This window comes from Streptomyces diversicolor (assembly GCF_057537855.1).
Map to the genome: position 1 here is coordinate 35,201 of NZ_BAAJXA010000037.1, position 26,994 is coordinate 62,194.

Annotated in this window: 18 protein-coding genes; 4 read left to right on the forward strand and 14 right to left on the reverse strand. The window is 73.8% G+C overall.

Annotated elements, in window-relative coordinates; genetic code table 11:
• Positions 1–135: 135 nt before the first annotated feature.
• Both AC27LF_RS34040 and AC27LF_RS34045 read right to left on the reverse strand, forming a co-directional pair.
• Positions 136–1,011 carry an ABC transporter ATP-binding protein gene (locus tag AC27LF_RS34040; protein WP_479660301.1) on the reverse strand — a complete coding sequence of 292 codons (876 nt, stop codon included), beginning with the start codon at positions 1,009–1,011 and terminating at the stop codon, positions 136–138.
• Positions 1,004–1,918 carry an ABC transporter permease gene (locus AC27LF_RS34045; RefSeq protein WP_479660302.1) on the reverse strand — a complete coding sequence of 305 codons (915 nt, stop codon included), beginning with the start codon at positions 1,916–1,918 and terminating at the stop codon, positions 1,004–1,006. Before AC27LF_RS34045 ends, AC27LF_RS34040 begins: the two co-directional genes overlap by 8 nt.
• A 188-nt stretch (positions 1,919–2,106) precedes the next feature.
• Here AC27LF_RS34045 and AC27LF_RS34050 point away from each other — a divergent pair, with 188 nt between their 5' ends.
• Positions 2,107–2,733, forward strand: coding sequence for a TetR/AcrR family transcriptional regulator (locus tag AC27LF_RS34050; RefSeq protein ID WP_479660303.1), 627 nt, complete (start codon positions 2,107–2,109; stop codon positions 2,731–2,733).
• 216 nt (positions 2,734–2,949) lie between these two features.
• Here AC27LF_RS34050 and AC27LF_RS34055 read toward each other — a convergent pair whose 3' ends face one another.
• Both AC27LF_RS34055 and AC27LF_RS34060 read right to left on the reverse strand, forming a co-directional pair.
• Positions 2,950–4,524 (reverse strand): glycosyltransferase family 2 protein, encoded by a 1,575-nt coding sequence (locus AC27LF_RS34055; protein ID WP_479660304.1) that lies wholly within the window; start codon positions 4,522–4,524, stop codon positions 2,950–2,952.
• A 42-nt stretch (positions 4,525–4,566) separates the two neighbouring features.
• Positions 4,567–5,829, reverse strand: coding sequence for a glycosyltransferase 87 family protein (locus tag AC27LF_RS34060; RefSeq protein WP_479660305.1), 1,263 nt, complete (start codon positions 5,827–5,829; stop codon positions 4,567–4,569).
• Positions 5,830–6,001: 172 nt separating this feature from the next.
• On the opposite strand from AC27LF_RS34060, the gene AC27LF_RS34065 reads away from it, so the two are divergent.
• A complete protein-coding gene (locus AC27LF_RS34065) occupies positions 6,002–7,606 on the forward strand; it encodes a glycosyltransferase family 39 protein (RefSeq protein ID WP_479660342.1) in 1,605 nt (534 codons plus the stop codon).
• Between the two features lie 175 nt (positions 7,607–7,781).
• On the opposite strand, the gene AC27LF_RS34070 is transcribed toward AC27LF_RS34065, so the two are convergent.
• Positions 7,782–8,267, reverse strand: a complete 486-nt coding sequence (locus AC27LF_RS34070; protein ID WP_479660306.1) for a MarR family winged helix-turn-helix transcriptional regulator — start codon at positions 8,265–8,267, stop codon at positions 7,782–7,784.
• Between the two features lie 128 nt (positions 8,268–8,395).
• Between AC27LF_RS34070 and AC27LF_RS34075 the strand changes: the two genes are divergently transcribed.
• A complete protein-coding gene (locus AC27LF_RS34075; RefSeq protein ID WP_479660307.1) occupies positions 8,396–8,809 on the forward strand; it encodes an organic hydroperoxide resistance protein in 414 nt (137 codons plus the stop codon).
• A 54-nt stretch (positions 8,810–8,863) separates the two neighbouring features.
• On the opposite strand, the gene AC27LF_RS34080 is transcribed toward AC27LF_RS34075, so the two are convergent.
• The 9 genes from AC27LF_RS34080 to AC27LF_RS34120 all read right to left on the reverse strand — a co-directional run bounded on the left by AC27LF_RS34080 (position 8,864) and on the right by AC27LF_RS34120 (position 24,885).
• On the reverse strand, positions 8,864–8,995 hold the full coding sequence (locus tag AC27LF_RS34080; RefSeq protein WP_479660308.1) for a hypothetical protein: 132 nt from the start codon (positions 8,993–8,995) through the stop codon (positions 8,864–8,866).
• Positions 8,996–9,066: 71 nt separating this feature from the next.
• Complete coding sequence (locus tag AC27LF_RS34085; RefSeq protein WP_479660309.1) at positions 9,067–10,341, reverse strand: hypothetical protein; 1,275 nt, start codon at positions 10,339–10,341, stop codon at positions 9,067–9,069.
• Complete coding sequence (locus AC27LF_RS34090; RefSeq protein WP_479660310.1) at positions 10,338–12,575, reverse strand: bifunctional glycosyltransferase/CDP-glycerol:glycerophosphate glycerophosphotransferase; 2,238 nt, start codon at positions 12,573–12,575, stop codon at positions 10,338–10,340. The genes AC27LF_RS34085 and AC27LF_RS34090 overlap by 4 nt, the downstream gene beginning before the upstream one ends.
• A 6-nt stretch (positions 12,576–12,581) precedes the next feature.
• Positions 12,582–14,792 (reverse strand): bifunctional glycosyltransferase/CDP-glycerol:glycerophosphate glycerophosphotransferase, encoded by a 2,211-nt coding sequence (locus tag AC27LF_RS34095; RefSeq protein WP_479660311.1) that lies wholly within the window; start codon positions 14,790–14,792, stop codon positions 12,582–12,584.
• A 166-nt stretch (positions 14,793–14,958) separates the two neighbouring features.
• Positions 14,959–17,220 carry a bifunctional glycosyltransferase/CDP-glycerol:glycerophosphate glycerophosphotransferase gene (locus AC27LF_RS34100; protein ID WP_479660312.1) on the reverse strand — a complete coding sequence of 754 codons (2,262 nt, stop codon included), beginning with the start codon at positions 17,218–17,220 and terminating at the stop codon, positions 14,959–14,961.
• A 169-nt stretch (positions 17,221–17,389) separates the two neighbouring features.
• Positions 17,390–18,298 (reverse strand): carbohydrate ABC transporter permease, encoded by a 909-nt coding sequence (locus tag AC27LF_RS34105; protein ID WP_479660313.1) that lies wholly within the window; start codon positions 18,296–18,298, stop codon positions 17,390–17,392.
• Complete coding sequence (locus AC27LF_RS34110; protein WP_479660314.1) at positions 18,295–19,638, reverse strand: carbohydrate ABC transporter permease; 1,344 nt, start codon at positions 19,636–19,638, stop codon at positions 18,295–18,297. The genes AC27LF_RS34105 and AC27LF_RS34110 overlap by 4 nt, the downstream gene beginning before the upstream one ends.
• A 7-nt stretch (positions 19,639–19,645) precedes the next feature.
• Positions 19,646–21,031, reverse strand: coding sequence for an ABC transporter substrate-binding protein (locus AC27LF_RS34115; RefSeq protein WP_479660315.1), 1,386 nt, complete (start codon positions 21,029–21,031; stop codon positions 19,646–19,648).
• A 155-nt stretch (positions 21,032–21,186) separates the two neighbouring features.
• Positions 21,187–24,885 (reverse strand): FHA domain-containing protein, encoded by a 3,699-nt coding sequence (locus tag AC27LF_RS34120; RefSeq protein WP_479660343.1) that lies wholly within the window; start codon positions 24,883–24,885, stop codon positions 21,187–21,189.
• A gap of 404 nt (positions 24,886–25,289) precedes the next feature.
• On the opposite strand from AC27LF_RS34120, the gene AC27LF_RS34125 reads away from it, so the two are divergent.
• Positions 25,290–26,963, forward strand: a complete 1,674-nt coding sequence (locus AC27LF_RS34125; protein WP_479660316.1) for a serine/threonine-protein kinase — start codon at positions 25,290–25,292, stop codon at positions 26,961–26,963.
• Positions 26,964–26,994 lie beyond the last annotated feature (31 nt).

A 26,994-nucleotide genomic window follows, 5' to 3' on the forward strand; every position in this document is an offset into this window, starting at 1 on the left:
AGTTGCGCCGGCCGTGGGTCGGCGGGGTGTGCCGGCCGTGGGTCGGCGGGGTGTGCCGGCCGTGGGGCGGCAGGGTGTGCCGGCCGTGGGTCAGGAGGTGCGTCGGCTGTGGGTCGGGAGTCCTCCGGCCGTGGGTCAGGAGGGCAGGGCGATCTTCGTGTCCTGCGCCGGTACCGGTGCCTTCTTCTGCGGCTTCGGCGCGGCCTTGGCCGGCTTCTTGGGCGTCTTGTCGCCGGTGAACGCCTCGTACTCCTTCATGACCTCCTCCGTCGGCCCGTCCATCCGCAGCTCGCCGCGCTCCAGCCACAGAACCCGCTCGCAGGTGTCGCGGATCGACTTGTTGTTGTGGCTGACCAGGAACACCGTGCCCGCGTGCCGGCGCAGCTCGCGGATGCGGGCCTCGGAGCGCTTCTGGAAGGACCGGTCGCCGGTGGCCAGCGCCTCGTCGATCAGCAGGACGTCGTGGTCCTTGGCGGCGGCGATGGAGAAGCGCAGCCGGGCCGCCATGCCGGAGGAGTAGGTGCGCATCGGGAGGGTGATGAAGTCGCCCTTCTCGTTGATGCCGGAGAAGTCGACGATCTCCTGGTAGCGCTCCTTGATCTGCTCGCGCGACATGCCCATGGCGAGGCCGCCGAGGAAGATGTTGCGCTCGCCCGTCAGGTCGTTCATCAGGGCCGCGTTGACGCCGAGCAGCGAGGGCTGGCCGTCGGTGTAGATGTGGCCGTTCTCCACCGGGAGCAGGCCCGCGACGGCCTTCAGCAGCGTCGACTTGCCGGAGCCGTTGGTGCCGATCAGGCCGATGGCCTCGCCCTTGTACGCGACGAACGACACGCTCTTGACCGCGTGCACCTTGCGCACACCGGCCGCCTTCTCGGTCTGCTTGCGGCGCAGGATGCGGTTGAGTGCGGCGGTCGCGGTGCCGCGGCCCGCGCCGGTGCCGTTGACCCGGTAGACGATGTCGACGCGGTCGGCGACGACGGTGGGGATGCCGGAGTTCTCGTTCTCAGCCACGGCCGTAGGTCTCCTCAGCCTTCCAGAAGTAGATGAAGCCGCCGACGCCGACGAGCAGCGACCAGCCGGCCGCCACCGCCCACACGTGCGGGGGCAGCTGGCTCGCGTGGAAGCTGTCGATCAGCGCGAACCGCATGAGGTCGATGTAGACGGCGGCCGGGTTGGCCTCCAGCAGGGTGGTCACCGCGCGCGGCAGGTCGTTCTTGGCGGCCAGCTTGTCGATGCTCCACATGACGCCGGAGATGTACATCCAGGTCCGCAGCACGAACGGCATCAGCTGGGCGATGTCCGGGGTCTTCGCGCCCATCCTGGCCATGATCATCGCCATGCCGGCGTTGAAGGTGAACTGAAGGACCAGCGCGGGCACCGCCAGCACCCAGGAGGCGGCGACCGGCACGCCGAAGCACAGCAGGATGACGACCAGCGCGGCCATCGAGAACAGCAGCTGCTGGAGCTGCTGGAGGCAGAAGGAGATCGGCAGCGCGGCCCGCGGGAAGTGCAGGGCGCGCACGAGGCCGAGGTTGCCGGAGATCGCCCGGGTGCCCGACATGATCGAACTCTGGGTGAAGGTCCAGATGAACACGCCCGTGACCAGGAACGGGATGTAGTCCGGGACACCGTGCTTGGTGCCGAGCAGCACACCGAAGATGAAGTAGTAGACCGCCGCGTTCAGCAGCGGGGTCATGACCTGCCAGAGCTGGCCGAGCTTCGCCTGGCTGTACTGCGCGGTGAGCTTGGCGGTGGAGAAGGCGGCGATGAAGTGGCGCCGTGCCCACAGCTGGCGGATGTACTCGGGCAGGGTGGGGCGGGCGCCGCTGACCGAGAGCCCGTACCGGGCGGCGAGCGCCGCTGGGTCGTCGTCGGCCGGGGCCGTCGTCGGGGGCGGTGTGTGGAGGACCTGGCTCACATCCGCTGCTTTCGCTCGGGGGGGGGTGGGGGTGGTGCGTCCGGGCGGTGGTCCGGCCCTCCGTGTTTCCTTGCAGTTCTCTTCACGTTCTCTTACGTCGGGACGGCACCGTATCGTCGCAACGTGAGCGTAGGACGTGTGGACGTCGGAACGCAACCGTTTCGTCGTAACGCCCTATGCTGGACGCCATGACGACGAATGCCGACGAGCCCGGCGCGCGGCCCCGCCGACGGACGCCCGCAGGCGCCGCCGTCCTGCGCGAGGACGTGACCGAGGCCATCCGCGCCGCCGTCTTCGAAGAACTCGCGTCCGTCGGGTACGCCCGGATGTCCATCGAGGGCATCGCGCGCCGTGCGGGCGTCGGCAAGACCGCCGTCTACCGCCGCTGGCGGTCCAAGCTGCACCTGGTCCTCGACGTGGTCTCGGCGGTCGCGGTGATGGGGCTGCCGGCGCCGGACACGGGCTCCCTGGAGGGTGACCTGCGGCTGCTCTACGAAGTGACGTCCCGCGCCCTGCGCCACCCCGTGGCCTCGCAGATCATCCCGGACCTTCAGGCCGAAGCCGCGCGCAACCCGGAGATCGCCGAGGCCATGCAGAAGGCTCTGCGGGACGGGCAGGAGGGGGTTGCCAGCACGATCATTTCGGCGGCGGAGCGGCGGGGGGAGATCCGGAGCGGGGTCGATCGCGAGCTGGCGCTCGATCTGATCTCCGGGCCGCTGTACTGGCGGTCGGTGGTGATTCGCGCTCCGAAGCTGCCCAAGGGGTATCTGGCGTCGCTCACTCGTGCCACTGTGGGGGCTCTGCGCGCGCTTTGACGTTGCTCTGGCTCGGCCGTTGTCTGTCTGCGGCTGGGTTGTGGTTTTTGCGCAGTTCCCCGCGCCCCTGGGTGCGTCTTGGGTGCGGCCCCTCTTTTGTCTGCGGGAGCGTAGGGCTTTGTCGCGCAGTTCCCCGCGCCCCTATCGGGGCGTCTTGGGGGTGGCCGTCGTTTGTCTGCGGCTGGGTTGGGGCTTGTCGCGCAGTTCATCGCGCCACTAAGTCTGAAGGGCGCGGTGTAGGCGGGCTTGGGCGAGGGAGAGGGCTCCTCGGGCGCCTGGTGCGATGCGTAGGGACAGGGCGCCGGAGTGGGTGGCGTATGGGTGGATCAGCAGGATGCCGTGGCGGGCGCTCGGCAGGGCGCGGCGGCGCAGCAGCCCGGCGCCCGTCGCCGCGTGCGCCGTCATGTCGCGGTGCGTGCCGTCGGCGAAGCGGACGCGCAGCCGCAGATCCCAGGTGCCCGCGCCGAGCCCGGCCGGCTCGACGCGCACGGCGGCCGACCAACCGCCGTCCGGCGCGGGCGTGAACGCGGCGGTGCGGCGCTGGGCCGGGCGCCCGTCCGTCCGGGACCGCCACTCCACCGCCACCTCCGTGGGGCCCGCCCGCGCCACCCGCCCGTACAGCTCGTGCAGGCGCAGCCGCAGCAGCGTGGTACGCGCGCGTGGCCGCAGTTCCGCGTCCACGGCGAGCGGCAGGAGGCCCATGGGCCGGGTCAGCAGCGGGGCGAGGCCGACTTCGGGCAGATCGTCGGACCAGACGGGCGTGCCGTCAGGGCCGCGGGCGTACGGCGGGCACAGCCGAGCCGGACGGGCGGCGAGCTCCTTGATGCGGCCCAGGTCCCGCGGCTGCGGGGACGCCAGGACGACCCGGGCGAGCAGCCGGCCGGGCGCGGTCGTCTCGCGCTCCCAGTCGGCCGGCTCGTACTGCTCCAGATACGCCCGGGTGTGCGCCCACCATGCGCGCCGGTAGGCCGGGTCGCGCAGCTCCAGATCGCGCGCGTACATGCGCAGTTCGTGGTCGAGGAACTTGGCCCGTGCCGCCCGTGCCAGCTCCTTGTGCCCGGCGCCCAGCAGGATGTCGTGGGCCAGTGCGCAGGCACGGGTGCGTGCCCGCCAGTTGCCGATGTCCGCCCGGTCGAGGGAGAGCGACAGCCGGTCGGCCGCGCGCCGCACGTGCCACACGTACACCGGGTCGGGCACCAGGGCGATGCGCGGCGCGGCGGCCAGCACGCGCGCGGTGAACACGAAGTCCTCGTAGAGGAAGCGGCCTTCGGGGAACCGGATGCCGTGCTCGCGCAGGAAACCGGTGCGGTAGAGCTTGTTGACGCAGAGCGTGTCGTGGACCAGCCGGGGGCGCAGCAAGGGGTGCGCGACGACGGCGTGCGCCGCGTACAGGGACTCCTGCCAGGGGCGTTCGCGTCCGGACGGCAGTTCGCGGCGCACGCACAGGCCGCCCGCCACCTCGGCGCCCGCCCCGGTCGCCGCCCCGAGCAGCGCGGCCACCGCGCCCGCGGGCAGTACGTCGTCGCTGTCCAGGAACATCACGTACGGGGACGTCACCGCGTCCAGGCCGTCGTTGCGGGGGCTGCCGCAGCCCCCGCTGTTGACCGTCCGGCGCACCACCGTCAGCCGGGGATCGTCCGCGGCCAGCCGCGCCAGCAGCTGCGGGCTGTCGTCGGTGGAGCAGTCGTCCACGGCGACGACCTGCCGGACGGCGGGCCCCTGCGCGAGTGCCGACCGGACCGCGTCCGACACATGGGCCGCGTCGTTGTAACCGATGACGACGACGCTCACCCCCGTGGGCCGCGGAGTCGTGGGAATGTCCGTGATCTCTCCTCAGGGGGTGCTCAGTGCCCGGTGCGGAACACGCTCGCGGCCGGTCGGGGAGCCGACGGCGGTCGCGGCGGGCGCGGGCAGTGGCCGGGTGGCGCGCCACAGCCGGACGAGGGAGAGCCCGGCGGCGGCCACCAGCAGGCCGTTGCGCAGCAGCATCAGCAGGGAGCCGGTCCAGGTGCAGTGGATGACCTCGCCGTACAGCGTGGGATACACGACGGCGCTGACCGCGCTCGCCGCCACCACCAGCGCGGCGACCGGGCGCTGGGCGGTGTGCCGTGAGGTCAGGCAGACGGCGGCCAGGCCGAGCAGCCAGACCATGTACTGCGGGCTGATGACCCGGCTGGTGATCGTGAACAGCAGCACGGCGCACAGGGCGGCGTCGAACGCGGTCGCCTCGTTCCAGCGCCGGGCCCGCACCCGCCACAGCAGCAGGACGCAGCAGGCGGCGGCCGTGAGCGCGAGGCAGACCCCGGCGACCGCGGAGACGTGCGGGCCGGTGAACTCCATCGCGCCGTACCGGTACCGGACCCGGCCGGACCAGCCGGCGTGCCGGGCCAGGCTGAGCGCCGTACCGCCCAGGGACTCGATCTGCACGCCCCGGCCGCTCTGCTGCCGCAGGAAGGACAGCGGCTCGGCGAACAGGAGCGCGAACAGTCCCAGGGCGACGGCGCCGGTCCCGGCGGCCCATGTCCAGGCGGACCGCGTCGGCCGTTTCCGGGGGGTGCCCAGCAGCACCAGCACCGGCCACACCTTCACCAGCGCGCCCAGCGCCGCGAACACCCCGCACATGCGTGTGGAGCGTGACAGCGACAGCAGGGAGATGACGGCGAGGGCGGTGACCTGGACGTCGTACCGGGCCAGCGGGAGGTGCAGCAGCAGCGGCAGGCCGGCGGTCCACAGTCCCGCCCCGAGCAGGCTGCGGCCCGGCCGCGTGCCCGCGCGGGCCAACGCCAGCACGATCACCGCGTCGGCGGCGAGCGTGAGGGCCACGAACGCCTGGAAGTACGTCAGTCCCGGCAGCAGCCCAGGGGACAGCAGCACCGCGCCCGCGCCCGGCGGGTACTGCCACAGCGTGTCGTGCGCCGGGAAGGCGCCGTGCGACAGGAGCCCGTACCAGTGGAAGTACAGGCGCCACACCTCGCGGGCCACCGCGCCCCGGCCGAGCAGCGGCGTGGTGTCGTGCGCGAGCAGCCACAGCATCAGCGCGCGGGTGGTCAGCCAGAGTGCGGCGAGGGACACGAGGGGGAACTGACGGCGGTTCATCACCAGGGAGCGTAAGCCGCGCGGATGGTGTATTCATGCCGATACGCCGTCATTGACCGGCAAAGGTTGGCTAATCGCAAAAGATCGGACCGTGGTGAACATCGGGCGTCTGCTGATCCGGCCGTCGAGCCGTGTCCGTCGTGCCGCGGTCGTGGCCGTCCCCGCGACTGTCATGCTCGTGCTCGGGCTGTGGGGGCTGGACCGCGGCGGCATGTGGCGTGACGAGGCCGTCACCTTCCAGGTGGCGCGCCGCTCGATACCGCAGATCTGGCGGCTGCTGCACGACGTGGACGCGGTGCACGGGCTGTACTACCTGGTGATGCACGCCGTCATCGCGCCCCGGCCCGGCGAGGTGCTGCTGCGGCTGCCCTCGGTGTGCGGCGCGGCGGCGGCCGCGGCGCTGGTCGCCGCGCTCGGCGCCCGGCTGATCAGACCGCGGGTCGGACTGTGGGCCGGGCTGCTGTACGCCGTCACGCCGATGGTCGGCCACTACGCCCAGGAGGGCCGCTCGTACGCGCTGGTCGCGGCCGGCGCCGCGGGCGCGACGCTGCTGCTCGTACGGGCGGTCGGCGCGCCCCCCGGTCCGGGTGAACCCGGCGGGCGAGGACGGGACGCCGACGGGCGAGGGCGGGACGTCGGCGGGCGGGGGCGGGACGTCGGCTGGCGGGGACGGGGCGGCCGGGTCTGGTGGGCGTACGGCGCCGTCCTGGGCGTCACCTGTCTGCTGCACGAGTTCGCTGTCCTGCTGCTGCTCGCCCACGCCGTGACGCTGGCGCTGGCACGCGTGGCGCGCGGGGTGTGGTGCCGCTGGGCGTGTGCGGCCGGGGCCGTCGTCCTCGCGCTGCTGCCGCTGGTGGTCGTCTCGCACGCGCAGTCCGCGCAGGTCGCCTGGTTGCGGGAGCCCGGTCTGGGCAGCGCGCTGGCCCTGCTGCGGGCGTTCGCGGGGCCGACGCCCGCGGTGTACTGGACGTGCCTGGCGCTCGCGGCGGTGGCGCTGACCCGGCTGGTCGGCCGGCGCGGCGAGCTCACCTGCGCGGCGGTCGCGCTGCCGCTCGCGGTGGTGCCGCCGGTGACGCTGATGCTCGTCTCCCGGTTCTCCCCGCTGTACGTCGACCGCTATGTGCTGTACGCGCTGGCCGGGGCGCCGCTGCTGGTGGCGGCCGGGGCGGACCGGGTGGCCGGCTGGCTGGGGCGCGCGGGGTCCGGGTGGCTGGGGCGCGCGCGGGCCGGCTCACCGCTGCTCGCGCTCGCCGGCGCCCTCGCCGTCGCCGTGGCGCTCGTCCATCAGCTCCCGTTGCTGCGCGCGGACCGCTCCGCGGACCACCGCCCCGACAACCTGGCGGCCGTCTCGCGCGTCGCGGCCCGCGAACTGCGGCCCGGTGACCCGGTGTTGTTCGTGCCGGGGCAGGCGCGGGCCACCGCGCTTGCGTATCCGGCGGGCTTTCGCGGAGTGCGGGACGTGGCCCTCGCGACGGGGGCGCCCGCGTCGGGCACGCTGTACGGCACGGAGGTGGACGCGAAGGCCCTGCGGCGCAGGCTCGCGGGGCTTGACCGGGTGTGGGTGGTCGCCGACCGGTACGCCGTGGAACGGCCGGGTCACCCGCGCAACTCCCTCGACCGGCTCAAACTCTCCGTCGTCACACAGGAGTTCGCGTTGCGCGAGCAGTTGGTGCGGGGCCGGGTGCTGTTGCGGCTCTACGTCCGCCGCACGCTCGCCACCGAGCCGCCGGTGGCACCGGCGGGCCCTCAAGTGCCGCAGCGTCCGGAGCGCTGGTGAGCGGGTGAGGGCGGTTCGCCAGCGCCCCGAAGGGGGCGCGGGGCCGTATCGATATGCGGCTTAGCCGCGATGGGGGTCCCCCCTGTTCGAGCGAAGCCGAGAACGTGGGGGAACGACCAGCCACGACGGTGCCGCGGACAACCGACGGCACAGCGCGGCACATCCGGCCGAGCGCTCAGCGGGGCTCCGGTGGCGCCTTCAGGACCGCGGCGTCCAGCGCGCTGGTGAGGCGGTCCAGACGCTCGCGCAGCTCGCTGATCTCGGCGGGGTCGAAACCGGTCGCGGCGGCGATGCCGCGCGGCACCCGGAGCGCCTGCTCGCGCAGCGCCGCGCCCTGTTCGGTCAGCCGCACATCCACCGACCGCTCGTCGCGCGAGCTGCGCTCCCGCCGGACGAGACCGGCCGCCTCCAGCCGCTTGACCAGGGGTGACAGCGTCCCGGAGTCGAGCCGCAGCAGTTCGCCCAGCTTCTTGACGGGCAGGTCGCCCCGCTCCCACAGCACCAGCATCACCAGGTACTGCGGATAGGTGAGTCCGAGGTCCTTCAGGAGCACGCGGTAGAGGCCGTTGAAGGCGCGGGACGCGGCGTGCAGGGAGAAGCAGATCTGCTGGTCCAGTCGGAGCCAGTCCGCCTCGGCGGCGGGGGTCTCGGTGGCGGTCATGGCTCCAGGATAGCCCGACGCGCCATTTAGTTGTGCACAATTTAATTGTGTGCTCTACTTGTGGTCGTGAGGGCGGCAGGAAAAGGAGCCGCCGGACCACGAACGCGACTTCAAGAGGGATGGTTTCCATGGACGCGCTCTACACCGCCGTCGCCACCGCCACCCACGGCCGCGAGGGCCGCGCCGTCTCCTCCGACGGCCGGATCGACCTCGCCCTGGCCCTGCCGGCGGAGATGGGCGGCAACGGCCAGGGCAGCAACCCGGAACAGCTCTTCGCCGCCGGCTACGCGGCCTGCTTCGGCAGCGCTCTCGGCGTCGTCGGCCGCCAGGCCAAGGTGGACGTCAGCGACGCCGCGGTGACCGCCGAGGTCGGCATCGGCAAGCAGGGTGAGGGCTTCGCCCTGAAGGTGACCCTGCGGGTCGAACTGCCCGACACCGTCGACGCGGACACCGGCCGCAAGCTGGTCGAGCAGGCCCACCAGGTGTGCCCCTACTCCAACGCCACCCGCGGCAACGTCCCGGTGGAGCTGGTCATCGAGTGAACCGGGGGAACCGGGCGGGCCTGCACGGTCAGCAGGCCGGCACGGTGGCACCCGTCAGTAGGTCAGCGTCATCGCCAGCCAGAACAGCAGGACGAAGGGCTGGTAGGGGCTCGGCCGCCGGAGACGGCCTGCGCGTAGCGCGGTGGTCCCGCGCACGGGGCGCGGGACCAGGACGCCGAGGGTCACCGGAGGGCCGGGACACGAACGAGGCGGGGCATTTGCCGAGTGATCGCCCGGGTGAGCGGCCGTGCCGCTGCTCACCTCATCGAGTGAGCCGGCCGCCGGCCGGGCCCCTGCGCGGGCAGCGGCAGCGTCCGCCTGAGCACCGGCTCCAGCAGCAGCGGCACCCCGACCACCGGCAGCAGCCAGGCCAGCACGATCAGCCGTTCGCCCCAGATGTTGATGTCCGGATGGCCCGCCTGGGTGAGGAACCCGGTGGCCGCCGCGGCCAGCAGGAAGCAGCCGAACGCGGGCCGGCGCAGCGCGCCCCACAGCCCGGCCGCCAGCGCCGCCACGAACAGCGGCTGCTGCGCCTGCCGCCGCGCCCACTCCAGCCAGAAGTTGCCCTGAAGATGCAGGAACTCCGGCCACGGGCGGGCCCGGTCCGGCCGGGCGAAGTGATCGGTGAGCAGGTCCTGCATGCTCTCGGACTCGGCCGGATAGTGCAGCAGCCGCGCCAGCAGCATGGTGCCCAGCGCCGCACAGCACCCCACCACGGTGATCGCCACGGCCCCGCGCCCCGGTGCCCGCCCGCGTCGCCGCCGCAACACGACGACCGTGGTGCCCGCGACGGCGAGGGTCAGCCCGAGGAACAGCGACTGGGAGTGCTTGACCGTGAACAGTGCGAGCAGCCCGCCACCGGCCAGGGCCGTGGCCGCCCGGACCCGGCCGGTCAGCGCCAGCGCACACCCCCACACCGCGGCCAGGGTCAGCGCCAGCATCAGGCCCTCGGTCATCGGCCGCATCGCCGTCGTGCCGCAGGGCAGGACGTAGTACAGCGCCTGCCCGGTCAGCGCGAGCGGCACGGACACCGCCAGGGTGCGCAGGATCAGAAAGACGAGGACACCGCCCGCCGCCGCGACGAGCACGCTCGCCGTCCACACGCCCCAGGTCACGCCCAGCGTCGTGACGAACGGCAGCAGGAACACCGGGTAGCCGGGCCGCACCTCGAAGATCCGCTTGAGCCGGGGCTTCATGAACGGCGGGATGTGCCCGTCCGTCTGCCCGGCCGCGAGCCGCCGCTCGACCCGCCCCAGCGCGTCGGCCCGGCACTCGGCGACCACCCGGGAGGTGGGGTCAGGCCGGTGGAAGCGCACCACGTCCACGCTCTGCCCGCGCCGGGCGAGCGAGGCCCGGCCCGCGCAGGCCCAGTCGATGGCCGCCGCAGCGGCCTCCCGCTTGTCCGCGCCGCCCAGCGTCAGCGCGTACGCCACGTAGTTCTTCGAGTCGGGGGTGTCCCGGCCGGTGACGGAGGCGAGTTGGAGCAGCGCGAACACGGCGGCCAGGAGCAGCACCCAGGTGCGCGCCCTCATGTCGACGCCAGCAGGCCGCGGCCGGCGGCCGGGCCGGGCACCCGGACGGCATCGGGCTCCGGCGTCCAGCCCGTCTCGCCGAGCATCAGGGTCCGTACGACGCGTTCGGCGGCCCGTCCGTCGTCGAACTCACAGAAGCGGGACCGGAATCGGTCCCGGAGCCGGGCCGACTCGGCGTCCCGCCAGCGCCCGGAGGCGAACAGCGCGGCCAACTCCTCGTAGGAACAAGAGACATGGCCGGGCGCTTCGGTGGTGATGTCGAAGTAGGCGCCGCGGCTCGCGGTGTGGGCCGGCCAGTCGTCGGCGTGGACGACGATGGGCCGGTCGAGGTTGGCGTAGTCGAACATCAGGGCGGAGTAGTCGGTGATCAGTGCGTCGGCGGCGAGCATCACCTCCTCGACGTGCGGTTCGTCCGTGGCGTCCACGACCACTCCGCGCCGGTGCAGTTCGGTGAGGCCCATCCCGCGGGCGGGGCCGGTGGCCAGGGTGGGGTGCAGTCGTACGACGAGGGTGTGGTCGTCGCCGAGGTCGGCGGCGAGGCGGGCGAGGTCGATGCGGTCGACGTGGCCGCCGCGGCGGTAGTCGCGGCGGGTGGGCGCGTAGAGCACGACGCGGTGGTGGGCGGGGATGCCGTGCCGTGTGCGGAAGGCGTCCCCGGCCAGGGTGCTGGTGGGGTCGAGGGCGGCGCGGACGAGGATGTCGTTGCGTGGGCTGCCGGTGCGTGCCGAGGCGAAGTGGCAGGGGTAGGCGCGCTCCCACACGCGTTCGGAGTGGCGGTTGGCGACGAGGCTGTGGTCCCAGCGGTCGGCCCGGCGCAGCATCTGCGGCACGTCGACGCCGAGCCGGGCGCCGGGCTTGTCGAGCAGGTCGGCGCCCATGTACTTGAGCGGGGTGCCCTGATGGGTGTGGATGTGCACGCTGCCGGGCCGTTTGACCAGCGTGCCGGGCCAGTTGACGTTGTTCACGAAGAACGTGGCCCGGGCGGCCAGCCGGTGGTGGGCGGGGGAGTCGAGCAGCACATGCTCCACGTCGTCCGGGACCAGCGCGCGGTCCGTGGCGTCCCGCACCACCCACACGCCCCGCAGCCGCGGGGCGATCTCCCGCGCCTTGTAGTACACGGCGGCCGGATCGCCGAGCACCCCGCGGTGCGAGAACGCCGAGTACAGCACCAGGTGCGGGTCCAGCGGCCGGCCGGCGTGCACCGCGAAGACGCCCCGCTTGACCCGCCCGGCCGCGGCCCGCCTGACCTGGAGCCCGCGCCGCGCCAGCTCCCGGCCGGCCCGCCCCGCCTGCCGCCGCGCCACATAGACCGGGTACGGGCCGGTCAGCACGGAGACCTCCCCGTCGACGCGGGCCCCCTCGGGGGTGTGACGGCGGAACAGTTCGGCCGTGCGCCGGAAGAACTCGGCTTTGTCGGCGGGGGGCAGCCGGTCGGGTTTGGCGAGGATGTCGAGGCAGTGTTCGCCCATCTTGCGGTGCAGGAACGGCCGCCAGGCGGTGAGTTCGGGGTGCTGGTCGACGTAGGCGAAGACCCGCTCGTACTGGTCGTGGACGTCGAAGTGCTTGCGGCTGGTGGTGGACAGGATGTTGCCCTGGCGGCGCTGGCGGTAGTTCAGGCAGATCCGGTCGAGCACCGCGATGCGCCGGGCGCTGAGCATCACGGGGAAGGTCCAGGGGGTGTCCTCGTAGTAGCCGGGCGGGAAGCGGAAGTCGTGCTGGGCCACGTATGCGCGGCGGTACGCCTTGTTCCAGACCACCATCAGCAGGTCCAGGATGCGGGGGTGTTCGGCCGCCGTGAAGGTGCCGTCACCGGCCTCGGTCAGCACGTGGGCGAGGACGTTGCGGCGGGTGCCGCCCCACCAGTAGGTGCGGGCGTAGTCGAAGACCAGGACGTCCGGGTCGTCGGCTTCGGCGAGCCGGTCGGCCATGGCGCCGAGGGCGCCGGGTGTGAGGGTGTCGTCGCTGTCGAGGAACAGCAGGTAGTCGCCGGTGGCGTGGGGCAGTCCGGCGTTGCGGGCGCGGCCGAGGCCGACGTTCTCGGGCAGGTGCAGCACGGTCACGCGTGGGTCGCGGTCCGCGTACTCGTCCAGGATCGCGCCGCAGCCGTCCGGCGAGCGGTCGTCCACGGCGATCACCTCGAAGTCGGCGAAGGACTGCTCCAGGACCGAGTCGAGGCACTCGCGCAGGAAGCCCTGCACCTTGAAGACGGGGACGATGACGCTGAAGCGGGGCACTGCGGGTCAGCTCCTTGCGGGGGTCACGGCGGCCGGGGCGGGGACGCGCTCCGCGAGCGGCGTCACGGGCGGGATCGCCTCCGGTGACTCGCCGAGCAGCACCCGCCGCACCACCCGCTCGGCGGCCCGCCCGTCGTCGAACTCGCAGAACCGCTCGCGGAACGCGGCCCGCAGCGCCCGCGACTCGGCCCCCGCGTAGGTGCCGTCGCAGAAGACGCGTGCCAGCTCTTCCGGTGTGCGCGCCACCGGTCCCGGCGGCGCCGCCATCAGATCGAAGTAGACACCCCGCGTCTCCCGGTAGACGTCCCAGTCGTCCGCGTACACCACGATCGGCCGGTCCAGGTTGGCGTAGTCGAACATGATCGACGAGTAGTCGGTGATCAGCGCGTCCGCGGCCAGGCAGACGTCCTCGGAGGAGCGGTGCGCGGACACGTCGATGATCCGGCCGGCCGGGCCGCCGGCCCCGGCCCGGCCGCGGTCGTAGAAGTAGTGGGCGCGCAGCAGCACGACCACGTCCTCGCCGGCCGCCTCGCAGAACGCCTCCAGGTCGAGGCCCGACTCGAAACCGGTGTGGTGGTCGCGGTGGGTGGGCGCGTACAGGACGGCCGTGCGGCCCTCGGGCACGCCGAGTTCCCGGCGGATACGGGCCACGTCCCGCGCGGTGGCCGTGTAGTACACGTCGTTGCGCGGATAGCCGTACTCCAGTGCCTCGTACGAGCCGGGGAAGGCACGCTCCCACATCTGGGTGGAGTGCCGGTTGGAGGACAGGTTGAAGTCCCAGCGGTCGACCCGGCCGAGCAGCTTGGCGAAGCTGCCGGACTGCGCGGCCACCACCGGGTACGTCGACTGGTCCACGCCCATCGTCTTCAGCGGGGTGCCGTGCTGGGTCTGCACATGCACGCTGCCCGGCCGCTTGACCACGCCCTCGGCGAAGTTGGCGTTGTTGACCAGGTACTTGGCGCGGGCCAGCACCTCCCAGTAGCGGCGGGAGCCGATCACGACATGGTCCACGTCCTGCGGCACGGCGTGCTCCTTGCCCGCCTCCACCAGGAACACCGAGCGGATGTGCGGGGCGAGTTCGCGGGCCTTGGCGTGGATCGCGGCCGGGTTGCACGCGTAGCCGCGGCCCCAGTAGGCGCAGTACACGGCGAGCCGCGGGTCGATCGGGCGGCGCAGCTGCGCCCGGTAGCGCAGCCGGGTGCGCAGCCCGCGGGGACGCGGGACGCGCTCGGCCGCCCGCGTTGCCGACCGGTTGGCGGCGCGCAGCGCGCTGAACGCCGTGTAGGCGCCCGCCGCGAGCAGCCGGTGCTGGACGCCCAGGCTGCCGGCCGGCACCCGGAAACCGGCCGGGCGGTGCCGGCGGTACAGCCGGTGGGCGCGGCGGAAGAAGGCCCGGTGCCCGGAGGGCAGCCGCTCGGGCCGGGAAGCCGTCTTCAGGACGGCCGCGAAGAGCTGTGCGAACAGCGGCCTGGCCCGGTCACCGGCCAGCCCCCGCTCGGCTGCCCGGGTCAGCACCAGGTCCACCTGGTCGAGCAGGTCGCGCTGGTGCGCGCCGGGCAGATTGAGCCGGTTGCCCTGCCGGCGCAGCCGGTGCCGGACCACGGCCCGGCGCAGCACCGCGACCCGCTCGGCGGCGAGGGTCGTCAGGCCGCCCCAGCCCACATCCGTGAAGTGGCCGTCGGGAAAGGCGAGTCGGTGCTCGGCGACGAAGGAGCGGCGGTAGGCGGCGCTGAACGCCGGGAGCGGTACGCCGGTGAGCCGCGGGGCGCGGGCGGGCGCGAACGCGCCGCCGGGGGCGGCGGCCAGCAGTGGGGCGGCCGGATTGCTCGGCTCGCCCTCCCACCAGGGGGCCCGCTCGTGCTCGAAGTACAGCACGTCCACGTCGCCCGTCGCACTGAGCCGGGCGTCCAGCGCCGCCAGCGCGCCCGGCAGGAGGAGGTCGTCGCCGTCCAGGAACAGCAGATAGCCGCCGGACGCCGCCCGCATCCCGGCGTTGCGGGCCCCGCTCAGCCCGGCGGACGGCGGTGAGTGCACCGGGGTCACCCGGGAGTCCCGCTCGGCGTGCTCCCCGGCGACGTCCGCCGCCGGGGAGTCGGGGGAGTCGCAGACCGGGATCAGCTCCAGGTCGGTGAAGGACTGTGCGAGGACCGAGTCCAGCGCCTGGGACAGCCGGCCCGCGACCCCGTGGGACGGAACGATGATGCTGAAGCGGGGCATTGCGCTCTTTCTGTTGTGTTACCTGCCTCCCGGGTCGCCAAGGTCCCGGGACTCAGGCCGTACGGACGCGGCCGGGCCGCCCGGTCGGCCGCCAGGTGGCCGGCCGGGTCGGGGTGGGCCGCGAGGTGCTGCAGGGCATGGGAACTCCCGAGAGGGCCAACGGTGTTCAGCGGCAGTCGGTGACGGTGAGCGGGCCGGAAGATTGCGGAAGGGTGACCAACGGGGGACCGGCGAGCGCCGAGGACGCCGACGGCACCGGATGACGTTCGGCGAGCGGCGTGACCGGCGGCAGCAGCACGGCCTCGCCCAGCACCACATGCCGGACGACCCGCTCGGCGGCCCGGCCGTCGTCGAACGGGCAGAACCGCTCCCGGAACGCGGCCCGCAGCTGGGTCGAGCGCGAGCCGCGCCAGTGGCCGGTCGCGAAGATGTCGATCAGCTCGTCCTCGCTGCGCGCGTACGCGCCCGGCGGACAGGAGCGCAGATCGAAGTAGGTGCCGCGGGCCGCTTCGTACGCCTCGCGGTCCGGGGCGTACACGACGATCGGCCGGTCCAGGTTGGCGTAGTCGAACATGATCGACGAGTAGTCGGTGACCAGCGCGTCCGACGCCAGGCACAGGGACTCCACGCTCGGATGGCCGCTGACGTCGAGGACGCGCTCGCCGTCCACCGGCGGCCCGTCGTGCCCGGGGTGGGCGCGGAACAGCAGCACATAGCGCGGGCCAAGCCGGCGCAGCAGGCGCTCCGGGTCGAGCAGCAGGTGCTGGTCGCGCCGGTGGTCGCGGTGGGTCGGCGCGTACAGGATCGCCACGGTGCCCCGGGGGATGCCGAGCTGTTCGCGCAGCCGGGACACGTCCGCCGAGGTCGCCTTCTGGAAGACGTCGTTGCGCGGGTAGCCGTACTCCAGGGTCGTGTAGCGGCCCGGGCACACCCGCTCCCAGGTCACGGTGGAGTGGCGGTTGGCGGACAGGACGTAGTCCCATTTGTCGACGTCGTTCAGATACGCCCTGAAGTCCGTGGCGCCGGCGGCGGCCGGGCGGTCCTGCAGATCGAGGCCCATCCGTTTGAGCGGGGTGCCGTACCGGGTCTGCACACAGACCTGGCCGCGCCGCTTGACCAGCCGCGGGTCCAGGTCGGCGTTGACCACCAGGTACTTGGCGCGGGCCAGCGCCGTCCAGTAGGCCGCCGTGTCCGGCCGCAGCCGGCGGGTGGCCGGCGGCACGGTGTGCTGGTGCTCGGGCCGGGCGATCCACGCCGTGCGGATGTGCGGGGCGTACCTGCGGAACGCGGCCTCCAGGGCGCCCGGGTTGCAGCCGTGGCCGCGGCCCCCGTGAGCGGTGAACACCGCACGGTCGGGGCGCACGGGCAGGCAGAGCTGGATCCGGTAGTGCAGCCACAGCACGGCGGCGCGCACCACCCGGCGCAGGCCCGCGGCGTACCTTCGTGCGCGCCGGCGCAGGGCCGCCGCCAGATACAGCGCGCGGTAGGTGCGGTGCGCGCCCAGCCGGATCAGGGTGTGCCGCAGACGCGAGCGCGGCGGGACGCGGGTGCCCGGCGTGCGGTGGCGCAGGTACTGGGCGCGGGCGCGGCGCAGGAACTCGGCCCGGCTGCCGGGCGGCAGCCGGTCGGGCTTGCCGTACACGGTCGCCAGGTGGTCGACCATGCGCTGGAACAACGCCGGCTGCCAGCGGGCGAGTTCGGGCCGCTCGGCGAGGAACGCGAAGACCCGGTCGTACTGCTCGAAGATGTCGAAGTGCTTGCGGCTCGTGGTGCCGAGGATGTTGCCGCTGCGGCGCTGCCGGTAGTGCACGCACACCCGGTCCAGGGTCGCCAGGGACCGCGCCGCCATCAGGGCCGGGAAGGTCCAGGGGGTGTCCTCGTAGTAGCCCGGCGGGAACGACAGCCGCTCGGCCTCGACGAACTCCCTGCGATACGCCTTGTTCCAGGCGACCATCAGGACGTTCAGCAGCCCCGGCCGGTCCGCGAGCCGGAAGGGGGCCTGGCCCTCCTCGGTGAGCTGGGCGGCGACCTGGTTGCGGACCGCCTCGCCCGTCCAGTAGGTGCGCGCGTAGTCGTAGACCAGGACGTCCGGTTCGTCGGTCTCCTTGATCCGGTCGGCGATCCACTCCAGGGCGCGCGGGGTGAGCGTGTCGTCGCCGTCGAGGAAGACCAGGTAGTCGCCGGTCGCGTACGTCATGCCCGCGTTGCGGGCCCGGCCGAGGCCCCGGTTCTCGGGCAGGTGCACCGGCCGCACCCGTGGGTCACGGGCCGCGTACTCGTCGATGATCGCTCCACTCGCGTCCGGCGAGCGGTCGTCGACGACGATCAGTTCGAGATCCGGGTACGACTGCTCCAGCACCGAGTCCAGGCATGCGTGCAGATATGCCTGGACCTGGTACGCGGGGACAATGACACTGAACCTGGGCACGGCACATCCATGGGTCGGTCGTCGCGGGCGTTCTGCCCGGGAACGGCCGGTGGAGTGAAGTGGTTACGGTTCTGTGCGGCAAGTGGGGGACCCCCGGTGCACGCCGCCGGGGGGCGGGCCGTTGCCGACCCGCCCCCAACCGCCGTGCTTTTTTGGTTGTTTGGCCGTGTCACTTGACCGCGCCCGCCATGACCCCGGAGACGAACTGCCGCTGGAACGCGAAGAACACGGCCAGTGGGATCACCATCGAGATGAACGCGCCCGGCGCCAGCACATCGATGTTGTTGCCGAACTGGCGGACCTGCGTCTGCAGGGCGACCGTGATCGGCTGCGCACCCGACTTGGTGAACACCAGAGCGATCAGCATGTCGTTCCACACCCACAGGAACTGGAAGATGCCCAGGCTGGCGATGGCGGGCCCGCCGAGCGGCATCACCACCCGGGCGAACAGCCGCAGTTCGCCCGCGCCGTCGAGCCGGGCCGCCTCCAGCAGCTCCCTCGGGATCTCCGCGAAGAAGTTCCGCAGCAGGAACACCGCGAACGGCAGGCCGAAACCGACGTGGAACAGGACCACCCCGAGGATCGACCCGAACAGCCCGATGGTGCCGAACAGTTCGGCGATCGGGATCAGCGCCACCTGCACCGGTACCACCAGCAGTCCGACCACGGCGAGGAACAGCCAGTCGCGGCCCGGGAACTCCATCCACGCGAAGGCGTAGCCCGCCAGCGAGCCGATGACGACGACCAGCACCGTCGCCGGGACCGTGATCAGCACCGTGTTCACCAGGGAGTTGGTGATGTCGCTGTTCTCCAGCAGCTTCTGGTAGCTGTCGAAGGTGAGTTGGGACGGCTCGGTGAACACCTTCCACCAGCCGTCCGCGCTCATGTCCTCGGGCGCGCGCAGCGAGGAGACGAGCAGCCCGATCGTCGGCACCAGCCAGAACAGGCCGACGACGAGCAGGACCGCGCGGACCAGTCCGCCGCTCAGCCGCTCCGCGATCCGCGCGCCGAGCGGCCGCCGGGCCGTCACCACCGGGCCCGGGGCCGTCTCACCGATGCCTTCGGCATGCGTCGTCATCGCCGCCCCTCCCGCCTCAACCGGCGAATGTTGAACCACATCACGGGGATCACCAGCAGCAGCAGAAGCACCGCGATGGCGCTCGCGACACCGGGCCGGCCCTCCGAGAAGCCCTTCCGGTACAGCTCAAGGGCCAGCACGTTCGCGTCGTCCTGCGAGGAGCCGGGCGCGATGATGAAGACCAGGTCGAACACCTTCAGCACATTGATCATCAGGGTGACGGTGACGACCGCGAGGACCGGCGCGAGCAGCGGCACGGTGACCCTCCGGAACACCTGCCACTCGTTCGCCCCGTCGACCCGCGCCGCCTCCAGGAGTTCCCGGGGCACCCCCGCGAGCCCGGCCGCGATCAGCACCATCGCGAAACCCGCCCACATCCATACGTACGACCCGATGATGGCCGGCGTCACCAGCGACGGGCCCAGCCAGTCGACGCCGTTGTAGGGCGCCTTGAAGTTGTCCGCAGGGAGCCGCAGCCGGGCCCCGTCGGCCGCCGCGGGCAGCGTGAACGTGCCGTCGGCGGCGGCCTTCGTGGCGGCCACCACCTTGCCGTCCTTCACCGCCTCGATCTTCATGCCCGCATAGCCGAGTTCGGACGGGTCGGGGGCGCCCAGCGTGCCGACGCCCTTGCCGCGGGTGAAGTCCTGCCAGGTGGTGCCGGTGACCTTCCCCGGCTCGGGCCGCGCGGCCCGAGCCGGGCGGGCGTCGCCGGGCATCTGGTCGGGGGCGACACCGACCAGCGGCAGGGCGACCGGGGTGCCGGCGCGGACGGTCGCCGCCGTGAGGAAGCCGCCGCCGTCCGCCCGCAGCGGCGACTCGCGGCCAGGGTGCGCCTTCGGGAACGCGGACGACTGGGCGAACGTGTCGTGGATCCCCACCCACACCGCGTTGGCGACGCCCTTGTCCGGGTCCTGGTCGTACACCAGCCGGAAGATGATCCCGGCGGCCAGCATCGAGATCGCCATCGGCATGAAGACGACCAGCTTGAACGCCGTTCCCCAGCGCACCCGTTCGGTCAGCACCGCGAAGACCAGGCCGAGGGCGGTGGACACGGTCGGCGCGAACACCACCCAGATGATGTTGTTCTTCAGCGCGGTGCGGATGCCGTCGTCGGTGAACAGGGCACGGTAGTTGTCGAATCCGGCGAATCCGTCGCCCGAGGAGTCGTAGAAGCTGCGGACGAGCGAGTACCCGATCGGGTAGACCACGAGCGCGCCGAGCAGCACCAGGGCGGGCAGCAGAAAGAGCGCTGCCACCGCCCTGCGGGTGCCGGTCACGCTCTTGCGGTTGCGGGGCGCGGCGGGGGACGGTGGGCCCCCCGCCGCCGTGGCCGACGCCATCGCCGGCTCAGCCGCCGTTCCCGTACGCCGCCGCCGCGTCCTTCTCCAGCCGCGCCTGGGCGCCCGCGACGTCCGACGGGTTCATCAGGAAGTCCTGAAGGGCCTTCCACTCGCCCTTGCCGGGCGTGCCGCCGAAGGACTGCGGGGCCTGGTCGGACATGTCGAAACGGAAGTCGTCGCCCGCGGCGATCAGCGCCTTGGCGATCGTGCGCTGCACGTCGTTCGGGTACGCCGAGTTCGGCACGTTCTTGTTCGGCGAGAGATAGCCGCCGAGCTTCGCCTGGATCGTCGCCGCGTCCGCCGAGGCGAGGAAGGCGACCAGCGCCTGGGCCGCCTCGGAGTCCTTCAGGACGACCGCCGCGTCACCGCCGGAGACCACCGGCGCGGCGGAGCCCACCGCCGGGAACGGGAACACCTTCGCGTCGGTGCCCACCTTCGCCTTGGTCTCACCGATGTTGACCTGCGCGAAGTCGCCCTCGTAGACCATCGCCGCCTTGGGCTGGTCGCCGCCGGTGAAGGTCTGGGTGACGGAGGCCGGGAACTCGGTCTGGAGCGCGCCCTTCGCGCCGCCCGCGACATAGTCCTTCTTGCCCCAGACCTGGGCCAACGTGGTCAGCGCCTCCTTGACGGAGGGATCCGTCCACTTGATCTTGTGCTGGGCGAGCTGGTCGTACTTCTCGGGGCCCGCCTGGGAGAGGTAGATGTTCTCGAACCAGTCGGTGAGGGTCCAGCCGTCGGCGCCGCCGACCGAGAACGGCGTGACCCCCGAGTCGTACACGGCCTGCGCGGTCGTCAGCAGTTCCTGCCAGGTCGTGGGCTCCTTGGCGCCGGCGTTCTCGAACGCCTTGGCGTTGTACCAGATCAGCGACTTGTTGGCGGCCTTGTAGTAGGCGCCGTACTGCTTGCCGTCGACCTTGCCGATGTCCTGCCAGCCCTGCGCGTAGTTCTTGGCCAGCTGGGCCTGCGCCTCGGCGCCCAGCGGCTTGGCCCACTTCTTGTCGACCGCCTGCTTGATCGCACCGGGCTGCGGCAGCAGCGCGACGTCCGGCGGCTGGCCGCCCGCGATCTTCGAGCCGAGGAAGTTGATGATCGGGTCCTGCGCGGGGACGAAGGTGACCTTGGCGCCCGTGCGCTTCTCGAACTCCGCGAGGACCTGCTTGAAGTTCTTCTGCTCGCCGCCGGTCCACACGGCGGCGACCTCCAGGCTCGCGCCGTCCAGCTTCGGCAGGGTGACGCCGCCGCCCGTCCCTGCGGCGCCGCTGCTCTCGCCGCCGCCGGTCTTCTTGTCGTCGTCGCCGCCTCCGCAGGCGCTGAGCGCGAGCGCCCCCGCGAGGAGAGCGGCGAGCGTGGTGACGGCCCTGTGTGTCCGGATGGTGCTGCTCCTGCTGCGCATCACTGCCCCGTTCTTCGTTCGCCGTTGAACGTCCGAGCGCTGTACCGTGCCGTACGGTCTACGCCCGGCCCCTCGAACGCGGCAAGAGCGCCTGCGGTGTCAACCCGCCGATCGTGACCGGCTCGTGATCGGCCGCGTATGCATGGCGCCTGCGACTACAGCAGGGACGGGACCTGTGTGGCCGACACCTGTTGGGCGGCGCGTTCCACCGCGCTGGCCAGGAGCGCCAAGTCCGTGGGCCCATTGCCCAGTTCGCGTACCGGGCGGCGGGCCGGCGGGTCGCCCATGCGGTGCCAGTCCAGCGGGACGACCGTGGGCCGCTGGGTCGCCGTACGCGGAATCCGCCCGGTGACCCGTCCGGCCTGGAACGCGGTGACACGACCGTCCGCCGCGGCCAACCGGCCGCGGCCCGGCGCCGGTTCGTCCGGTCCCGAGGACGGCGCGTCCAGCGTGACCCGGAGCGCGGCCCGCCGCGCCGGCTCCGTCTCGGCCGTACGGCCGCCCGGTCCGGCCGCCGCCACCAGATGGACGCCGAGCCGTTCGCCGTCCCGGGCCACCGCCTCAAGCGCCCGCACCACCGAACCCGCCGCGGGCCGGCCCGGCGAACCGAGCGCCGGGGAGACCAGCGCGTCCAGGTCGTCCACGACCACCACCAGCCGGGGCAGCGGCGGCGGCGCCTCCGTCCGACCCTGCCGGGCCGCGGCGGGGCGCAGCCGCAGCGTCGTGCTGGGCGGGGATTCGAGGTCGTCGCCGCCGGCCGGTGCGGGCCGTCCCGGCGCGGTGCGCTGCGCGACCATCCGGCCCGAGACCTCGCGGTGCGCGTGCCACTCGGCGAAGCCCGCCCGTCCCAGCAACTCGGCCCGCCGCTTCAGCTCGGCGCTCAGGGACTGCGCGAACTCCCGCATGCGCACCGGGTCGTTGGCGGCCAGATGGGTGGTGACATGCGGTATGTCCGTGCACACGCGCAGCCCTTCGCCGCCCGCGCCCACGCCGTCCCGCCCGTCGATCAGCACCACGCCCAGCCGGTCGGGGCGCTCGGCGGCGGCCAGCGAGGCGACGACGGCCCGCAGCAGCTCCGTACGGCCGCTGCCCGGCGGGCCCTCGACCAGCAGATGCGGCCCCTCGGCGACCAGGTCGGCGCCGAGCGGGCCGTGCGGGCCCGCGCCGAGCACCGCCCAGGCCCGCCCGCCCGGCGACTCGGTGTCGTCCGCCGCGTCCGCCCAACGCGCCATCAGCGACGCAGGCGTGGCCCGGGCGAGCCCCAACTCGTCCAGCAGCCGCGCCGACTGGGGCAGCGGCGCGGCCACGCGCGCGTGCCGCCCGTCGACCGCGCCGTCCGTGCGCAGCGGCGCCAGCGCCCGCGCGAACCGCTCCGCCCAGGCGGGCGAGACCGCGTCGACCGCGGCCGGTGTGCCGGGGCCGAGCGGACCGGCCGGGGCGGCGTGCGCGCCGGGCCCGGGGACGTGCAGCAGGTGCAGCGCCGTGGCGACGTCACCGCCGAGCAGCGCGACGGCGCCGCACGCACGGAACGTCGGCGCGACCGCACACGCGGCCTCGTAGGCCGCCTCGTAGGTGCCCGGCGCGGCGGCCGGGGCGGGCGGTGTCTCCGCCAGGCACACCACGTGTGTGCCGGCCCGCGGCCCCTCCAGGGCCAGCCGCGCCACCGCCTCGCGCAGGCCAGCCCCGCCCGGATCGCCGTCCACGACGACGACCGTGTAGGGGCCGGGGAAGCCGCCCGTCGTCCCGCCGTCCGTCGTCCCGCCGTCCGTCGGTCGGCCGCCGGTCGGCCGGCCGCCGGTCGTGGCCGAGGAGAGCCGCGGCGGTGCCGAGCCGTCGGCCGGCCGGCTCTCCAGGCGGCGCAGCAGCTCCTCGGTGCGGGCCGCGGCCTGTTCGCGGTCGTAGGCCAGCAGCAGACGGCAGTCCTGGCCATGGCCCGGGCGCACATGCGGCAGCCAGCCGAGCCAGGACCACTCGGCGGTGCGCTCCTCCAGGGGGCGCGCCCGGTCCGCGCTGATCAGGACGATTTCCAGACAGTCGGGGGAGTGCAGCGCGGCGAGCTGGGCCAGGACCGCGCGGGCCAGCCCGGACAGCCGCGGGCGCGGCCCGGCCAGGCCCAGCGCCCCGGCCCCGCGCAGGCCGACGGTGACCGGCGTGCCGCTGAGCGGGGCCGGGCCGCCCGGTGCCGGCCCGTCGGCCGTGCCCAGCCGGACCGTGAGCGTCTGCGGGTGTCCCGGACCGCGCTCCCACAGCCGGGGGCCCGGGCCCAGCGCGGTCAGCAGCAGGGCCGCCGGGTCCGGCCAGGTCTCCGGCCGCAGCGGGCCGCCCGGCGCGGCACCGCCGGACGCGCCGGCGCCCCGCGGGTCGTACGGCCCCGGGCCGCCGTCCGCCGGGTCCGTGCGCCCCCCGGCCAGCCGCCGCGCCCACGCGCCGAGGCCGCCGCGCCTGCGCAGACCGGGCGGCAGGTCGATGCCGCGCACCGGAGTGCCCTTGCGTCCCCCGGCCGGCGGGGCGTCCGTCTCCGGGCCACCGCCGACCGCGTACGTCCCGTACGCCCCGGCCGGGCCGTCCGTGCTGTCCGTGCCGTGGTGTCCGCGCGGGCGCGCGCCCGAGGTGTCCTCGGTGTGACCGCCCCGCGCGTGCGGGACCGGGGCGGTGCCGTCCGCCCCGCTGCCGTAGGCCGTCGGCCGGGCGTCCGAGGGTCCGGGCGCGCGCGTGCCCGGCGGTGTGCCCGGTGCCCCGCCCGCGTGGCCGGGGCCGCCGAAGGCCATGCCGGGGCCGCCGGCCCCGAAGCGGCCGGCGTGGGTGTCCGCGCCCCGCGCCCCGGAGCGCTGGCCGTGCGTGTCCCGCGCGCCGTCCCGTCTCTCCATCCCCGGCGCGCCGCCCTGTCCGGGCACGACCGGTGGCTGCGCCGGGGGGTGCGCCGGGGGGTGCTCCTGGACTCGCGGTGCCGTGCCCGGGGCGCCCCAGCCCGCCGTGCCGTGGGTGTGCCGGGCGGACCCGGACGGAGCGGCCCGCCCGCTCCGCGGGCCCGCGGCGCGTTCGACACGCCCGGCGCCCTCGGCGTACCCGGTCTCTCCCGCGTACCCGGTCTGCCCGGTCTCTTCGGCGTACCCGGCGAGGCCCGTGTCCCCGGCGCCGTCGGCGTATCCCATCTGCCCGGCGTCCGTCGCGTGCCCGGTGCGCGGGATCACCCGCACGCAGCCCTCGCCGTCGGGAGCCGTCCGCGTCAGGGCACCCGGCCCCCCGGACGGAGCAAGCCGCAGGGTGGACTCGCCGATGCGCAGCAGCGCGCCCGGCGGAAAGCGGACCGGGCGGTCGGCCACCCGCACGCCGTCCAGCGCCGTGCCGTTCGTGGAGCCGAGGTCCGCGACCGAGACACGGCCGTCGGCGGCGACCGTGACGGCGCAGTGCAGACGGGAGACGTCGGGGTCGTCTATCGGGATGTCGGCGTCGGCGGAGCGGCCCACGGTGATCCGGCCGCCGTGCAGCAGATGGACCCCGCCCGCGTCCGGCCCCGCGACCACGTGCAGCTGCGTCGGGGCGTCGTCCAGCTCCGGGTGGGGCGCGGGCTCGGCGGGCGCGCCCAGGGCCAGCACGGCGCCGTCCACCAGCGGGGGCTCACCGAGGGTGCAGCGCCGTACGTCCAGCCGCTCGGCGCCGGCGTACAGCACGACCGGCGCGTTCGCGGTGTCACGGACCGTGCCCCCGTCGCCGGCGACCGTCGAGGCGAGCGCCGACGTCACCGCCGCCAGGGCGGTGCCGGCGGGCGCCGTGACCAGCACGTCGCGGCGCGCGGCGCGGCCCCCCTGCGGGGACGGGCCCAGCGGGTCTACGACGGTCAGCCGGATCTGCATCGCCGTCAGCGGTCCCTTCTGCACGGGCGCGGGCTCCCCCACCCCACACGAGCACGTCGGCCAGTACTGCACGCATCCTCGCACCTGTCACCGACAACGCGCCCGCGGCCCGGTGGTAAGTGATCTTGATTGGTCGGCTCTGCCCCCAAAAGTGCCCGACCGGTACCCCAAAAGTGCCTGACCGGTACCGCAAAAGTGGCTGAACGGTGCCGCAGAAGTGGCTGACCGATACCCCACCGCTGATCATTTGAGACCGGCCCTGTCCCGGTTCGGCAGCCTTTCGGCAACCAGGACAACGAGGGGAGCGTCTTTCCTTCGAACAGGGATGGGAACGCTCATGTGGCGCCCCCGCGGGCGGCACTACAGTGGATCGGAACACCAGCAAGCAGCAGGGAGCGCATGACGTGCGGCCGGTAGGCAGCAAGTACTTGCTTGAGGAGCCGCTCGGACGCGGCGCCACGGGCACCGTCTGGCGAGCCCGCCAGAGGGAGACGGCGGGCGCCGAGGCGGCCGTGCCCGGCCAGCCGGGTGAGACCGTCGCGATCAAGGTCCTCAAGGAGGAACTGGCGAGCGACGCCGACGTCGTCATGCGGTTTCTGCGGGAGCGGTCCGTCCTGCTCCGGCTCACCCACCCGAACATCGTCCGGGTGCGCGACCTCGTCGTCGAGGGCGATCTGCTCGCCCTCGTCATGGACCTCGTCGAGGGCCCCGACCTGCACCGCTACCTGCGCGAGAACGGCCCGTTCACGCCCGTGGCCGCCGCGCTGCTGACCGCCCAGATCGCCGACGCGCTCGCGGCCAGCCACGCCGACGGCGTCGTCCACCGCGACCTGAAGCCCGCCAACGTGCTGCTCCAGCAGCACGACGGCCGGATGAACCCGCTGCTGACGGACTTCGGCATCGCCCGCCTGGCCGACTCCCCGGGCCTGACCCGCACACACGAGTTCGTCGGCACGCCCGCGTACGTCGCGCCGGAGTCCGCCGAGGGCCGCCCGCAGACCTCCGCCGTCGACATCTACGGCGCCGGCATCCTGCTGTACGAGCTGGTCACCGGCCGCCCGCCGTTCTCCGGCGGCTCCGCCCTGGAAGTCCTGCACCAGCACCTGAGCGCCGAGCCGCGCCGCCCGTCCACCGTGCCCGACCCGCTGTGGACGGTCCTAGAGCGCTGCCTGCGCAAGAACCCCGACGAGCGCCCCAGCGCCGAGAACCTGGCGCGCGGCCTGCGGGTCGTGGCCGAGGGCATCGGCGTGCACGCCAACTCCGCCCAGATCGCCGCCGCCGAGGGCGTCGGCGCCCTGCTGGCCCCCGACCCGGCGCCCACCGCCGTACCGGGCGTGCCCGGGGCCGCCGACCCGACCCAGGTGCTGCCGACGGGCGGCTCCCCGGGGGCGTACGACCCCAATGCCGCGACCAGCGTGCTGCCGCACTCCGGTGGCCCGCCGGGCGCCGCCGATCCGACCGCGGTGCTGCCGAACACCGGGGCGGCCGACCCGACCGCCGTCATGCCGCCGATGCCCCCGGGTCGGCCGGACCAGCCAGGACCGCAGGGGCAGCAGCCCGAGCAGCCGCACCCCTGGCAGACCCAGCTGCGCGCCGCCCGCGACCGCAACGAGCAGACCCAGGTCCAGTACCTCGACCCGGACCAGGACCCGCTGCGCCGCCGCCCCCAGCGCCAGGTGGCCCGGCCGCAGCAGCAGCCCGCGCCCCAGCACCAGCAGCGGCCCCCGGACGGCTACGGGCGCCGGCCGCAGCCTCAGCAGTACCAGCCGCAGCCGTACGCGGCGCCGCGGCCCGAGCGGTACGCGCCGCCCGCACCGGCGGAGCCGCGGCGGCCGGCGCCCGAGCCGCGGCAGCCGCGGCAGCGCGGCGCCAACCCGATGAAGATCCCCGGTCTCGGCTGTCTGAAGGGCTGCCTGTTCACGATCGTCATCCTGTTCGTTGCGGGCTGGCTGGTGTGGGAGCTGAGCCCCCTCCAGGACTGGATCGGGACCGGCAAGAGCTACTGGGGACAGCTCAGCGACTGGTTCGGCACGGTGACCGGCTGGATCAAGGACCTGGGCGGTTCCGGCGGCGACTAGGCGCTCCGCTGGGAATGCCGCGCTGTGCGGT

Excerpts from the sequence above, each read along its gene's own strand:
- AC27LF_RS34050 (WP_479660303.1), top strand. The coding sequence starts at position 2,107 with ATGACGACGAATGCCGACGAGCCCGGCGCGCGGCCCCGCCGACGGACG.
- AC27LF_RS34060 (WP_479660305.1), bottom strand. The coding sequence starts at position 5,829 with ATGAACCGCCGTCAGTTCCCCCTCGTGTCCCTCGCCGCACTCTGGCTG.
- AC27LF_RS34065 (WP_479660342.1), top strand. The coding sequence starts at position 6,002 with ATGCTCGTGCTCGGGCTGTGGGGGCTGGACCGCGGCGGCATGTGGCGT.
- AC27LF_RS34070 (WP_479660306.1), bottom strand. The coding sequence starts at position 8,267 with ATGACCGCCACCGAGACCCCCGCCGCCGAGGCGGACTGGCTCCGACTG.
- AC27LF_RS34075 (WP_479660307.1), top strand. The coding sequence starts at position 8,396 with ATGGACGCGCTCTACACCGCCGTCGCCACCGCCACCCACGGCCGCGAG.
- AC27LF_RS34085 (WP_479660309.1), bottom strand. The coding sequence starts at position 10,341 with ATGAGGGCGCGCACCTGGGTGCTGCTCCTGGCCGCCGTGTTCGCGCTG.
- AC27LF_RS34095 (WP_479660311.1), bottom strand. The coding sequence starts at position 14,792 with ATGCCCCGCTTCAGCATCATCGTTCCGTCCCACGGGGTCGCGGGCCGG.
- AC27LF_RS34105 (WP_479660313.1), bottom strand. The coding sequence starts at position 18,298 with ATGACGACGCATGCCGAAGGCATCGGTGAGACGGCCCCGGGCCCGGTG.
- AC27LF_RS34110 (WP_479660314.1), bottom strand. The coding sequence starts at position 19,638 with ATGGCGTCGGCCACGGCGGCGGGGGGCCCACCGTCCCCCGCCGCGCCC.
- AC27LF_RS34115 (WP_479660315.1), bottom strand. The coding sequence starts at position 21,031 with ATGCGCAGCAGGAGCAGCACCATCCGGACACACAGGGCCGTCACCACG.
- AC27LF_RS34120 (WP_479660343.1), bottom strand. The coding sequence starts at position 24,885 with ATGCAGATCCGGCTGACCGTCGTAGACCCGCTGGGCCCGTCCCCGCAG.